This is a genomic window from Mycolicibacillus trivialis (genome assembly GCF_002102395.1).
In the GTDB taxonomy this organism is placed as follows: Bacteria; Actinomycetota; Actinomycetes; order Mycobacteriales; family Mycobacteriaceae; genus Mycobacterium; species Mycobacterium triviale.
Map to the genome: position 1 here is coordinate 37,782 of NZ_LQPZ01000047.1, position 12,842 is coordinate 50,623.

A 12,842-nucleotide genomic window follows, 5' to 3' on the forward strand; every position below is an offset into this window, starting at 1 on the left:
GCGACCCGTTAGCCTGGGAGGGTGACTTCCCGGTTCGACAGCTCCGTCTATTCCCGCCGGCTGGCCGCCGCGGCCGCCGCCACCGCCGAGGCAGGTCTGGCCGGGCTGGTCATCACCCCCGGCCACGACCTGCGCTACCTGCTGGGTTCGCGGGCGGAGACCTTCGAGCGGCTCACCGCGCTGGTGCTGCCCGCCGACGGTGAGCCGACGATGGTGGTGCCCCGGCTGGAGGTGCCGGCTCTCGCCGAATCCGCCGTCGGTGACCTCGGTATCGCCGTCCAAGACTGGGTGGACGGCGACGACCCCTACCGCCTGGTCGCCGACGCGCTGCCCGGCGCCGCAGCCGCGGTCACCGACGCGATGCCCGCACTGCATCTGGTGCCGCTGGCCGGTCTGCTGGGGACGCCGCCGGTGCTGGCCACCGCGGTGCTGCGCCGACTGCGGATGCACAAGGACCCGGCCGAGATCGATGCGCTGCGCCGCGCCGGTGCCGCCATCGACCGGGTGCACGCGGCGGTGCCCGGTCTGCTGGCCGCCGGACGCACCGAGGCCGACGTCGCCGCCGACATCGCCGAAGCCATTGTCGCCGAAGGCCATACGGAGGTGGCGTTCATCATCGTCGGCTCCGGCCCCAACGGCGCCGACCCGCACCACGCCTGCTCGCAGCGGCAGCTGCGGAACGGGGACACCGTCGTGGTCGACATCGGTGGACCGGTCGAGCCGGGCTACTACTCCGACTGCACCCGCACCTACAGCATCGGCGAGCCGGATCCGCAGGTGGCGCAGCACTACGCGGTGCTGCACCGCGCCCAGCGCGCCGCGGTGGACGCGGTACGCCCCGGCGTCACCGCCGAGCAGGTCGACGCGGCCGCCCGCGACGTGCTGGCCGAGGCCGGCCTGGCCGAGAACTTCGTCCACCGCACCGGCCACGGCATCGGCCTGTCGGTGCACGAGGAGCCCTACATCGTCGCGGGCAACGACCTGCCACTGGCCACCGGGATGGCGTTCTCCGTCGAACCGGGAATCTATTTCACCGGCCGGTGGGGCGCCCGCATCGAAGACATCGTGATCGTCACGGACGACGGTGCGGAACCGGTCAACAGCCGCCCGCACGAACTGGTGGTGGCGGGCTAACCGGTACCACGGTCGAGCAGCGTCGATGAACCCAGCACCCGCTCGATCTGCACCTCGATGACCACCCGCTGCGGGTTCTCCCGCGGGGTGCGGTAGCGCTGCGCGTAGCGCAGTTCGGCGTCGCGCACCGCGTCGGCGTCGGAGCTGACCGACGCCCGACCCTCCAGCGAGAGCCAGCGTGCGCCATCGACCTGGGACAGCACCGCGACACCGCCGCGCTCGGCGTTGAGCGCCTTCTGCGAACCGCCGTTGGTGATCACCCGCGCGATATGGGTTTTCGGGTCGAAGGTGAACCCCACCGCGACGACGTGCGGCGACCCGTCGGCGCGCAACGTGGTCAGCATCGCCAGATGCCGCTCGGTCAGGAACGAGTGCGCGTCATCGGTGAGCCGGGTCGTGGTGTTCGCCATCACGGCCCACGCTAGCGCAGGACATAATCGCTGACGTGGAGGACACGACGAACCCGCCGGTGGTCATCTTCGGCGGCCGCAGCGAGATCGGTGTCGAACTGGCCCGGCTGCTGGCGCCCGGGGTGCCGGTGGTGCTGGCCGCCCGCAACGCCGACCGGCTCGGTGATCAGGTGGCCGCGGTGCGCGCCGCCGGCGCCACCGCGGTGCACACCGCGGAGTTCGACGCCGACGACCTGGCCGCCCACGGCCGGCTGGTCGACGGACTGGTCGCCGAGCACGGCCCGCTGGGCACCGCGGTGCTGGCTTTCGGCATCCTCGGCGATCAGACCCGCGCCGAAGCCGACGCGGAGCACGCGGTGGCCATCGTCCACACCGACTACGTCGCCCAGATCAGCCTGCTCACCCACCTGGCCGCCGCCATGCGCGCCGCCGGGCGGGGCCGGTTGGTGGTGTTCTCCTCAGTGGCCGGGGTGCGGGTGCGGCGGGCCAACTACGTCTACGGCTCGGCCAAGGCCGGCCTCGACGGCTTCGCCTGCGGGCTGGCCGACGCGCTGCACGGCAGCGGCGTGCACCTGCTGGTCGCCCGGCCGGGCTTCGTCGTCGGCCGGATGACCGAGGGGATGAGCCCGGCGCCGCTGTCGAGCACTCCGCAGCAGGTCGCCGCCGCCACCGCCCGGGCGCTGTCCCGCCGCAGGCACACGGTGTGGATCCCGTGGGCGCTGCGCCCGCTGTTCGTCGGGATGCGGCTGCTTCCCCGCCCGGTGTGGCGGAGGCTGCCCCGATGAGCCGGATCGTGGTCGTCGGGATCGGTGCGGACGGCATGGCCGGCCTGGCCGAACGATCCCGAAACGAATTGTGTTCGGCCACTGAGGTATACGGATCCGAACGGCAACTCGGGCTGCTCGACGACACGGTCGCGGCGCACCGGCGGAGTTGGCCGTCACCGTTGCTGGAGGCGCTGCCGGATCTGCTCGATCAGCCCCACGACGTGCACGTGCTCGCCAGCGGCGATCCGCTGCTGCACGGCATCGGCGTCACCCTGATCCGGCTGTTCGGCGCGCACCGCGTTACCGTGCTGCCGCACGTGTCGGCCCCGGCGCTGGCGTGCGCCCGGATGGGCTGGAACGTCGCCGACACCGAGGTGATCAGCCTGGTCAGCGCCGCGCCGCACACCGCGGTGCGCCGCGGTGGGCGGGCGATCGTGCTCTCCCGCGACCGGTCCAGCCCCCGGCGACTCGCGGCGCTGCTGTGCGACCACGGCCGCGGCGACTCCGAACTCAGCGTCTTCGAACAACTCGCCGGGCCGGCCGAACGACGCCGTGACGGCACCGCGCGGGACTTCGCCGCCGGCACCGACACCGACACCGACGATCTCAACGTCGTCGCGGTGCGCTACCTGCCCGACGACTCGGCCGTCCACCTGCCCGACGCCGCGTTCGGAAACACCGGCCAGATGACCAAATACACCATCCGTGCGGTCACCCTGGCCGCGCTGGCGCCGCGGACCGGTCAACGGCTGTGGGACGTCGGATCGGGGTCGGGCAGCATCGCGGTGTCGTGGGCGCGCAGCGCGCCGGGCTGCAGCGCGGTCGCCTTCGAACGCGACGAGGCCCGTGGCCGCGCCATCGTCCACAACGCGGCCGGCAGCGGCGCCCGGGTCGAGGTGCGCGGCGCCGCGCCGGCGGCCTTCACCGGAGCCGCCGCACCGGATGCGGTGTTCATCGGCGGCGGACTGACCACCCCGGGCCTGCTCGACGGGTGTCTGCAGGCGTTGCCGCGCGGCGGCCGGCTGGTCGCCAACGCCGTCACCGTAGAATCCGAAGCCCTACTCCTGCAATCCTATTCGCAATACGGCGGAACGTTGCGACGGTTACAGCATGACCGGGCCGAGCCGCTGGGGGCGTTCAGCGGGTGGCTGCCGCAACGCCCGGTGACCCAATGGGAGTGGACCCGATGACCGTCTACTTCATCGGCGCCGGACCCGGCGCAGCCGACCTGATCACAGTCCGCGGCCGGCGCCTGCTCGCCACTTGCCCGGTCTGCCTGCATCCCGGGTCGATCATGTCCGACGATCTGCTGGCGTTCTGCCCGCCGCAAGCCCGCGTGGTGGACACCGGCCCGCTGACCCTCGACGAGATCATCGCCGAGATCACCGCCGCCGACGCGGCCGGCCACGACGTGGCGCGACTGCACTCCGGGGACCCGTCGCTGTACAGCGCGGTCGCCGAACAGTGCCGTCGCCTCGATGCGGCAGGCATCGACTACCGGATCGTGCCGGGTGTGCCGGCGTTCGCCGCCGCCGCGGCGGTCCTCGGCCGCGAACTGACCGTGCCCGGGGTGGCGCAGACGGTGACGCTGACCCGGGTCGCCACCGTGTCCACCGCCATGCCCGAAGGCGAAGACCTCACCGCGCTGGCCGCACCGGGCGCCACCCTGGTGCTGCACCTCGCCGCCGCCCAGATCGACGCGATCGTCCCGCAACTGCTCGCCGGCGGCTACCGGCCCGACACACCGGTGGCGGTGGTGGCCTTCGCCAGCCGGCCGGAGCAGACGGTGCTGCGCGGGGAGTTGACCGACATCGCCGAACAGATGAACGCGGCCGGGATCACCAAGACCGCGGTGATCATCGTCGGCGACGCCCTGGCCGCCGACGGGTTCACCGACAGCTACCTGTACTCGCCCGGACGGCGGCGGGGCGGCCGGCGGTGAGGATCCTGCTGCTCGGCGGCACCGGTGAGGCCCGCGAACTGGCCGCCGACCTGCAACCCGGCATCGAGGTGATCAGTTCGCTGGCCGGCCGCGTCCCCGACCCGGCGCTGCCGGCCGGCGCGGTGCGCATCGGCGGGTTCGGCGGCGTCGACGGGCTGCGGCGCTGGCTGACCGACTCCGGGGTGGACGCCGTCGTCGACGCCACCCACCCGTTCGCGGCGACCATCACCGCCAACGCCGCGGCGGCCTGCACCGAGTTGGGGCTTCCGCATCTGGTGCTGGCCCGGCCGGCCTGGCCCAGCGACGGCGCGACGACCGTGCCGTCGAACCGGGGGGCCGCCGAGGTCATCGCCGAGCGCGGCCACCGGCGGGGGTTCCTGACCACCGGGCGCTCCAGCGTCGCCGCGTTCACCGGTGTCGACGCCTGGTTCCTCATCCGGGTGGTCACCGCCCCGGATCCCGGCACGCTGCCGGAGCGGCACCGGTTGCTGCTGTCCCGCGGCCCCTACGAGTACCGGGAGGAGGCCGCGCTGTTGACCGAACACCACATCGACGTCCTGGTCACCAAGAACAGCGGCGGAGCGATGACCCGGGCGAAGCTGACCGCCGCCGCCGACCACGGGATCCCGGTGGTGATGGTGCAACGGCCGCCGTTGCCCGCCGGGGTGGTCACCGCCGAGGACGCCGCCCAGGCCGCGGCGTGGGTGCGCGCGCTGGCCGCTAGCCGGTGAGTTCGCCGGAGTCCGGGTCGGCCAGCAACGCCTCGCGAGCCCGGGCGACCCGGGATCGAATGGTGCCCACCGGGCAGTCGCAGACCGCCGCGGCGTCGGCGTAGGACAGCCCGAGCACCTGGGTGAGCAGCAGCGCCTCGCGCTGGTCAGGGGAGAGGTCGGCGATCATCGCGGTGACCTCGACGACGTCCTCGAAGCCGCGGCTGGTGTGCGCCCGGTCGGGCAGCTGCGTCGGATCGGCGCCGTGCGCCGCGCGCGGACGCGACCGGGTGTGCCGGATGTGGTCGGCGACCACCCGACGGGCGATCGCCAACAGCCAGGTGCGGGCGCTGGCGCGTCCGGAGAACCGTTCGATGGCGCTGATGGCGCGCAGGAACGTCTCCTGGGTGAGGTCATCGGCACTGCCGACATCGGCGAGATAGGCCACGAAGCGCCACACGTCCTGCTGGGTGGCTCGGATGAACGCCTCCAGCGCGCGGCTGTTACGCCCGGCGGCGGCCAGGGCCAACGCCGTGACGGCTTCGTCGTCGCTGCGCGCGGTCATCGCCGCCAGTCTACGACGGCTGGTCGTAGGTTGGTCGGGGGACATCGTCACGCCGCGGTCCGGTTCACCGGCCGCAGGTGATCGCGCCGCCCGGGTTCGGGCCAGGGGATCGCCGTGTCGGCCGTCGAGGAGCCGCGGCCCCGGCGCGGCGACCCGAACCGGTCGCGCACCACCAGCAACACGAAGAACAACCCGAGCAGGATCGGGATGTGGCTCAGTGCCCGGGACACGGTGACCTGCCCGGTCACCGCATCGACCGCCACATAGCCGACCAGCGCGACCGTGTAGGCGCCGGTGATGGCCGCCACGCCCACCGCGGCGACGGTCCAGAATCCGGCGGCGATCATCGCCACCCCCAGCGCGACGAGCCAGGCGGTGGACTCGTGCAGCAGGTGCGCGCCGGTCGCCGCGCCGTGCCCTTCGGTGTGCACCATCCCGAAATCCAACCCGGCGATCTGCGCGACCGCCAACACCAGCTGACCCACTCCGATCACGATCAACCCGCCGCGCCACCACAGCGACGCGGTGCCCGCCGCCCGGGCCCGCGCACCGGCGAGGATCTGCTCGGTCAGGTCCGGGCCGCGCTGGGGCCCCGCCACCGCGATATGGCGGGTCTGGGCCGCCGCGGCGATCAGCCACTCCCGGCAGTCCCGGCAGCCGCGTAGGTGGGCGTCGAGCTGGTGCGCCAGCACCGGCTGCGCCTCCCCGTCCAGACGCGCCGAGAGCGCTTCCCGCGCGACCTCGCAATTCACCACCTCATCCTGGCAAATCACCGTCGAGGGACAAAACTGCGCACCGCGGGGAACTAATCGGCATCGCGATCCGACTACTCATCTGACGGCGTCTGAGGGCGCCGACGAGCAGGCCGCCGCGAATCAACGGAGAGGGGGTGCCGGTCGCGATGATCGCGCCGATCTGGCTGGCAGCACCCCCGGAGGTGCATTCGGCGCTGCTGAGCTCCGGCCCGGGTGCCGGACCGCTGGTGGCCGCCGGCTCGGCCTGGTCACAGCTGGCCGCCGAGTACACCGCCGCCGCCGAGGAACTCACCGCCGACCTGGCCGCCGTGCAGGCGGGCGCCTGGCAGGGGCCCACCGCCGCGCGTTACCTGGCCGCCCACGGGCCGTACCTGGCCTGGCTGGCCGAGAGCGCCGCCAAGAGCAGTGTCGCCGCGGCAGCGCACCACACCGCCGCCGGTGCCCACACCGTGGCGCTGGCCACCATGCCCACCCTGGCCGAACTCGCCGCCAACCACGCCGTGCACGCCACCCTGGTCGCCACCAACTTCTTCGGGATCAACACCATCCCGATCGCGGTCAACGAAGCCGATTACGTCCGGATGTGGATCCAGGCCGCCGAGACCATGGCCGGCTACCAGGTGACCGCCCAGACCGCGCTGGCCACCGTGTCGCCCACATCGCCGGCGGCGCCGATCATGGCGCCCGGCGCGGAGGCGGCCACCGCCGCCGCCGGGACCGACTCGGCCGCGGCGGGCCGAGCCGGTGAGGCCGGTGCGCATCTGCGGGCCGCCGACACCGTCGCGGACAGCCAGGCCGCCACCGGCTGGGAGCAGCAGATCAAAGACCTGCTGACCAACATCAACATGGGCGTGCTCGACCCCGTCGCCAAACAGCTGTGGAAGATCCTCGGCGTGGACGGGTATCCGCTGCCACCGGTGGAGACCGCGGGTCAGTTCGGCCAGCTGTTCGGCATGATCCCGGGGATGTCCCCGGTGCTCGCCGGCGCCCTGGGCTGGTCCGCCTACCACACCTTGATGCTGATCTGGCCGATGGGACAGATCGCCGTGCAACTGGCGATCCCGGTGCTGGTCGGGGCGGCACCGCTGGTGGCCGCGGCCGCCGCCGGATCGGCCGGCGCGGCCGGACTGGCCGGCCTGTCGGGGCTGGCCGGCCTCAGCGGGCTGGAAGTCCAGCCCACCGACGTGCCTGCGGGGGCGACCGCACCGGCACCCCTCGGCGCGCCGGCCGGGGCGGGCGCCGCGGCCGGTGGTGCCGGCGGCGGCGCGGGCAACATCCCTGCGACGTCCGGCTCCACGGCACCGGCGTCGAGCGCTCCTGCTGCGAGTGGACCCGCCGGCGGGGGGCCGGGCACCGGGTTCGGGCCTACCCAGACCACCGGGGCGGGTCTGACCGACACCGTGTACGTGGCCACCTCGGTGGGGGCCGCGGCCCGCCGCTCGGCAGGCGCGCGGCGGGGTGCGCGGCGCCCCGAGGACGCCGGCGATGAGCAGGACGCCGCCGAGACGACCCGGACGGGCACCGCGTTCACCGCGCGGATGAAACACCGCCGCCGCCACGGTACGGCCACCGAGCGCGGCTACCGCTACGAATTCCTCGACGCCGACTCGGAACCCGACGTCGACGACGAGCCCGGCCCCGCCGAGACCACCGACTCGTCGGGGACCGGTGCGGGCACCCTGGGTTTCGCAGGTGCGGCGGCCATCCCTGGGGTGCGGCCCGCCGGGCTGGTCAGCGTGGGAGCGGACGCCGACGGCTCGAAAACCGTGCCGATGATGCCGGCCGGTTGGAAGTCGTGATCGCCCGCCTATCGGTTTGAGTCGATCCGTCAGACGATGTAGTACAGCTGCGCCATCGAGACCCGGTCGACCGGTTCGGCGGTGGCGAGTGTGCCGTCGAGGTAGACGTCGTATGTCTTCGGGTCGATGCGGATCTCGGGCATCGCGTCGTTGCGCACCATCTGCTGTTTCCCGACGGTGCGACAACCTCGGACCGGCTCGACCCAGCGGTCCAGCCCGATCCGGTCGGGCACCCCGGCGACGACGGCGGCCTCGGACATGAACGTCATCGCGATGTGCGGCGCCACCGGAGGTTCACTGCCGTACATCGGGCGCATCAGCACCGGTTCGGTGGTGGGGATGGACCCGCAGGGGTCGCCGAGCGTCGCCCGCACCACCATCCCGCCCTTGAGGACCAACTTCGGCCGGACCCCGAACGTGCTGGTCGGCCAGAGCACGATATCGGCGATCTTGCCCGGCTCCAACGAGCCCACCAGGTGGCCGATGCCGTGTGTCAACGCCGGGTTGATGGTGTATTTCGCCAGATAACGCAGGATGCGACCGTTGTCGTGCTCGTCGGGATCACCGGCGAGTTGCCCGGTCTGCTGCTTCATCTTGTCCGCCGTGCGCCATGCGGTGGTGATGGTGTCGCTGATCCGACCCATTGCCTGAGAATCCGAGGTGTACATCGAGACGACGCCGAGATCTTGCAGCACGTCCTCCGCGGCTTCGGTACCGGTCCGGATGCGGGACTGAACGAAGGCGTTGTCGACCGGGTCGCGCGGGTTCAGGTTGTGGGTCACCGCGGTCATGTAGAACAAATTGTTGGCGGTGTCCGTGGTGAACGGCCGGGTCGGGTTGGTCGATGAGGGCAGCACGTTGGGCAGTGCGGCCATCGCCATCACGTCGGGCGCATGGCCGCCGCCGGCTCCCTCGATGTGGTAGGCGTGCACGACGCGGCCGTTGATCGCGCTGAGCGTGTCGGCGAGATAGCCGGACTCGTTGAGCGTGTCGGTGTGGATCGCGACCTGCACGTCGTGGTCATCGGCCACGCTGAGGCAGCAGTCCATCACCGCGGGGGTCGCACCCCAGTCCTCGTGCACCTTGAAACCGCAGGCGCCGGCCTGCATCTGCTCGATCAGCGCCTCGGGTTGGCTGCTGTTGCCCTTGCCGAGGAAGCCGACGTTGACCGGATAGCAGGCGGTTGCCTGCAGCATGCGGGTGATGTTGCCCGCGCCGGGTGTGGTGTTGGTGCCCCGGGCTCCGTCCTCGGGGCCGGTTCCGCCACCGAGGAAAGTGGTGACACCGCTGGACAGGCCGTCCTTGACCTGTTCGGGGGAGATGAAGTGCACATGCGTGTCGACCGCACCCGCGGTGGCCACCAACCCCTCACCGGCGATCACCTGGGTGCCGGTCCCGACGATCAGGCCGGGGTCCACGCCGTCCTGCACGTAGGGGTTTCCCGCCTGCCCGACGCCGACGATCCGCCCGTCGCGAATACCGATGTCGGCCTTGACGATGCCGATGATCGGATCCATCACGATCACCGACGTGATGACCAGGTCCAAGGCGCCCTCGGCGTTGGTCACCCCCGGTGTTTGGCCCATGCCGTCGCGAATCGACTTGCCGCCACCGAAGACCAGCTCTTCACCCGGAGTGAGCAGGCTGCGCTCCACCTGCGCTATCAACTCGGTGTCGGCCAACCGGAACCGGTCGCCGGTGGTGGGTCCGTACAGCGAGGCGTAGGTGCGCCGAGAAACCGAGCTCACCGCGACGACCCCTCTCCGGCACCGCCGGGTATCCCGCGGAACCCGAGCTCACCCGCTCGACGCAGCGCCCGCCGAGCCACCCTGTCGTTTCGGACGGCGCCCTCGACCATGCCGCTGAAGCCTCTGATCAGACCCATGCCACCGAACTCGACGAGGACGACGGTTTTCTCCTCGCCGGGTTCGAACCGGATCGCTTGCCCGGAGGGGATGTCGAGCCGTCTGCCGAGCGCCCGTGTTCGATCGAACTCCAAAACCCCGTTCGCTTCGAAGAAGTGGTAGTGCGAGCCCACCTGGATCGGCCGGTCCCCGGTGTTGCGGACCTGAAGTTGCACGGTGGGGCGGCCCGCGTTGATTTCAACGGGTTCGTCGGCGATGAACCATTCACCGGGGATCATGACACCCTCCATCGTCCGTTCGACCGATCAACCGATCGGGTTGGCCACCGAGACCAGCTGGGTGCCGGTCGGGAACATCGCCTCGACCTGCACGAAGGTGACCATGTCGGGCACGCCGGCCAGCACATCGTCGCGGGTGAGGACCCGTTTGCCCAGCTCGATGGTGTCCGCGAGCGACGCGCCGTCGCGCGCGGACTCCAGCAGTGCCTCGCAGATCAGCGCGATGGATTCGGGAACGTTCAGTTTGGTACCGCGTTCCCGCCGTCGGCGTGCCAGGTCGGCGACCTGGTAGATGACCAGCTTCTCGACTTCGCGGGGCGAGAGCATCAGCGACGACATCCACGTCTGGGCTCCGAGGGTCGCTGCCGGCTTCAGGGCGTCGGCGGCGATCTCCTCCGACCGGTCGTTCTCCTGGACCACCTCTCGACGATACAACTCACAACGAGTCGGAGAGCGACACGCGCTCTGAGAACTTCCTGTGTTGGTCGGCGCGGCGAAGACGGCACGCCGCCACTGCCGGCTAACCCGGGTAGCGGCGGGGGGTGAACACCCGGTCGGCGGAATCGTCGCTGTACCACTGGGTTTGGGAAGATCCGACGATGAGCAGGCATCGCATGTCGACGGCTGCGGCGTCGAGTTCGGCCAACCGCACCACGCTCACCTGCTCGGCCGGCCCGGACACGTCCCGCCCGATCACCACCGGTGTATCGGGGGAGCGGTGCTCCAGCAGCAGGTCCCGCATCGCGCCGACCTGCCAGGTGCGGCTGCGGGAAGCCGGGTTGTAGATCGCCAGCGCCAGATCCGCGGCGGCGGCCGCCGAGAGCCGGGCGGCGATCACCTCCCACGGTTTGAGCCGATCGGACAGCGAGAGCACCGCGTAGTCGTGCCCCAGCGGCGCCCCGACCCGGCTGGCCACCGCCTGCGCGGCGGTCATCGCGGGCACCACCCGCACCGTCACGCCCGGCCAGCGTCGAGCCTCCTCCAGCACCGCGGCGCCCATCGCGAACACGCCCGGATCCCCGGAGGAGACCACCGCCACCGTGTGGCCCCGCTCGGCCAACTCGCAGGCCAGCCTGGCCCGTTTGGGCTCATCGGTGTTGTCGCTGGGGTGGCGGCGTTGCCCGGCATGCTCGGGCACCCGATCCAGATACGGTCCGTAGCCGATCAGGTCGGTTGCCGCTGCCAGCACCCGGCGGCTCTCCGGCGTCATCCAGTCCTGGCTGCCGGGCCCCAACCCCACCACGGTGACCGCACCGGCGGCCGCGCGACGGCGCCGGCCGCCGGGCAACAATGCCAGCGAGAAGTACGGCACCTCGGCCGGGTCGACGTCGGCGGCGGGCAGCACCCGCTGGGCCGGGGTGGAGGCCCGCTCCACGTAGTAGGTGTCGTCGAGTTGTCCGGTGCGCGACAACGCTTCCCGAACGGCCGGGTAGGACCGGCCCAGTTTGAGGATGACCGCGGCGTCGACGTCGGCGAGCCGCCGGCTCAGCTCGGTGACCCCCATCGTGCCGGGCAACACCGACAAGACCTCGTCGCCGGCCACCAGGGGTGTCGCCAGCGCCGCCGAGGCCGCACTGATCGAGGTCACCCCGGGGACGATCACCGCGTGGAAACGTTCGGTGAGCCGGGTGTGCAGATGCATGTAGGAGCTGTAGAACAGCGGATCGCCCTCGGCCAGCAGCGCCACGTCCCGACCGGCGGCCAGGTGAGCGGCGATCCGTTCGGCCGCCGAGCGGTAGAAGTCCTCCATCGCCCCGGCGTAGCCGCCCGGGTGGTCGACGGTTTCGGTGGTCACCGGATAGACCAGGTGCTCCTCGAGCTGACCGGGGCGCAGGTACGGCTCGGCGATGCCGCGGGCGATGCTGCGGCCATGGCGCGCACTGTGATACGCGACGACGTCGGCCGCCGCGATGACCCGGGTGGCCTTCACCGTCACCAGCTCCGGGTCGCCCGGGCCAAGCCCGACCCCGAACAGTGTTCCGTGGCCGCTCATTCGGCGCTGCTCGCGATCGCGTTGACCGCGGCGGCCGCCATCGCGCTGCCGCCACGCCGACCGCGCACCACCAGGTAGGCCACTCCGCGGGGCCGGTCGACGAGCTCCTGTTTGGACTGTGCCGAGCCGACGAAGCCGACCGGGCCGCCCAGCACCGCCGCCGGTGCGGGCGCACCCTCGTCGATCAGTTCCAGCAGCCGGAACAGCGCGGTCGGCGCATTGCCGATGGCCAGCACCGCACCGCCGAGGCGGTCGGCCCACAGCTCCACCCCGGCCGCCGAGCGGGTGGTTGCCGACCGCCGGGCGTGTTCGCCCGCCCGGGGGTCGGCGACCAGCGACACCACCGCGTTGTCCGCCGGCAGCCGGGAGCGGGTGATGCCGGCCGCCACCATCGAGGAGTCGCACAGCACCGGCGCGCCGCCGGCCAGCGCCGCGTGCGCGCGGGCCACCACGTCCTCGGTGTAGGCGATGTGATCGACGAGGTCGACCTGCCCGCAGGTGTGGATCAGTCGCACCACGACCCGGGCCACGTCGGCGGGGAACCGGGCCAGGTCCGCCTCGGCGCGGATCGTGGCGAACGACTGCCGGTAGATCTCGGCGGCGTCGCGCAGGTAGTCCAGCACG

Annotated in this window: 14 protein-coding genes; 6 read left to right on the plus strand and 8 right to left on the minus strand. The window is 72.1% G+C overall.

What is annotated here, in order from left to right; translation table 11 throughout:
- Positions 1-21 precede the first annotated feature (21 nt).
- A complete protein-coding gene (locus AWC30_RS16250) occupies positions 22-1,134 on the plus strand; it encodes a M24 family metallopeptidase (RefSeq protein ID WP_085111278.1) in 1,113 nt (370 codons plus the stop codon).
- Here the strand turns inward: AWC30_RS16250 and AWC30_RS16255 are convergent.
- Positions 1,131-1,544, minus strand: a complete 414-nt coding sequence (locus AWC30_RS16255; RefSeq protein WP_085111279.1) for a F420-dependent biliverdin reductase — start codon at positions 1,542-1,544, stop codon at positions 1,131-1,133. The two genes, AWC30_RS16250 and AWC30_RS16255, sit on opposite strands and share 4 nt — an antisense overlap.
- Before the next feature lie 35 nt (positions 1,545-1,579).
- Here AWC30_RS16255 and AWC30_RS16260 point away from each other — a divergent pair, with 35 nt between their 5' ends.
- From AWC30_RS16260 to AWC30_RS16275, 4 genes are read left to right on the plus strand one after another with little or no spacing between them, the layout of a single operon-like run.
- Positions 1,580-2,329 (plus strand): decaprenylphospho-beta-D-erythro-pentofuranosid-2-ulose 2-reductase, encoded by a 750-nt coding sequence (locus tag AWC30_RS16260; RefSeq protein ID WP_085111280.1) that lies wholly within the window; start codon positions 1,580-1,582, stop codon positions 2,327-2,329.
- A complete protein-coding gene (gene cbiE / locus AWC30_RS16265) occupies positions 2,326-3,501 on the plus strand; it encodes a precorrin-6y C5,15-methyltransferase (decarboxylating) subunit CbiE (protein WP_085111327.1) in 1,176 nt (391 codons plus the stop codon). The genes AWC30_RS16260 and cbiE overlap by 4 nt, the downstream gene beginning before the upstream one ends.
- Entirely contained in the window at positions 3,498-4,253 is a 756-nt protein-coding gene (gene cobM, locus AWC30_RS16270) for a precorrin-4 C(11)-methyltransferase (RefSeq protein WP_085111326.1), read from the plus strand. Before cbiE ends, cobM begins: the two co-directional genes overlap by 4 nt.
- Positions 4,250-4,984, plus strand: coding sequence for a cobalt-precorrin-6A reductase (locus AWC30_RS16275; protein ID WP_085111281.1), 735 nt, complete (start codon positions 4,250-4,252; stop codon positions 4,982-4,984). Before cobM ends, AWC30_RS16275 begins: the two co-directional genes overlap by 4 nt.
- Here the strand turns inward: AWC30_RS16275 and sigC are convergent.
- The gene (gene sigC, locus AWC30_RS16280) at positions 4,974-5,528 is read right to left on the minus strand and encodes an RNA polymerase sigma factor SigC (protein ID WP_085111282.1); all 555 of its coding nucleotides are present in this window, start codon (positions 5,526-5,528) and stop codon (positions 4,974-4,976) included. The genes AWC30_RS16275 and sigC overlap by 11 nt on opposite strands.
- A 47-nt stretch (positions 5,529-5,575) precedes the next feature.
- Positions 5,576-6,280 (minus strand): DUF2275 domain-containing protein, encoded by a 705-nt coding sequence (locus tag AWC30_RS16285; protein WP_165756495.1) that lies wholly within the window; start codon positions 6,278-6,280, stop codon positions 5,576-5,578.
- Between the two features lie 149 nt (positions 6,281-6,429).
- Here AWC30_RS16285 and AWC30_RS16290 point away from each other — a divergent pair, with 149 nt between their 5' ends.
- Positions 6,430-8,082 carry a PPE domain-containing protein gene (locus tag AWC30_RS16290; RefSeq protein WP_085111328.1) on the plus strand — a complete coding sequence of 551 codons (1,653 nt, stop codon included), beginning with the start codon at positions 6,430-6,432 and terminating at the stop codon, positions 8,080-8,082.
- 29 nt (positions 8,083-8,111) lie between these two features.
- Here AWC30_RS16290 and ureC read toward each other — a convergent pair whose 3' ends face one another.
- The 5 genes from ureC to AWC30_RS16315 all read right to left on the minus strand — a co-directional run bounded on the left by ureC (position 8,112) and on the right by AWC30_RS16315 (position 12,841).
- Positions 8,112-9,830: an urease subunit alpha gene (ureC, locus tag AWC30_RS16295; protein WP_085111284.1), complete on the minus strand. Its 1,719-nt coding sequence runs from the start codon at positions 9,828-9,830 to the stop codon at positions 8,112-8,114.
- Positions 9,827-10,225: an urease subunit beta gene (gene ureB / locus AWC30_RS16300; RefSeq protein WP_085111329.1), complete on the minus strand. Its 399-nt coding sequence runs from the start codon at positions 10,223-10,225 to the stop codon at positions 9,827-9,829. Before ureB ends, ureC begins: the two co-directional genes overlap by 4 nt.
- 27 nt (positions 10,226-10,252) lie before the next feature.
- Positions 10,253-10,645: an urease subunit gamma gene (locus AWC30_RS16305; protein WP_372507282.1), complete on the minus strand. Its 393-nt coding sequence runs from the start codon at positions 10,643-10,645 to the stop codon at positions 10,253-10,255.
- A 100-nt stretch (positions 10,646-10,745) separates the two neighbouring features.
- Positions 10,746-12,218, minus strand: coding sequence for a precorrin-2 C(20)-methyltransferase (locus AWC30_RS16310; RefSeq protein WP_085111285.1), 1,473 nt, complete (start codon positions 12,216-12,218; stop codon positions 10,746-10,748).
- Positions 12,215-12,841 (minus strand): precorrin-8X methylmutase, encoded by a 627-nt coding sequence (locus tag AWC30_RS16315; protein WP_085111286.1) that lies wholly within the window; start codon positions 12,839-12,841, stop codon positions 12,215-12,217. Before AWC30_RS16315 ends, AWC30_RS16310 begins: the two co-directional genes overlap by 4 nt.
- Position 12,842: the final 1 nt, after the last annotated feature.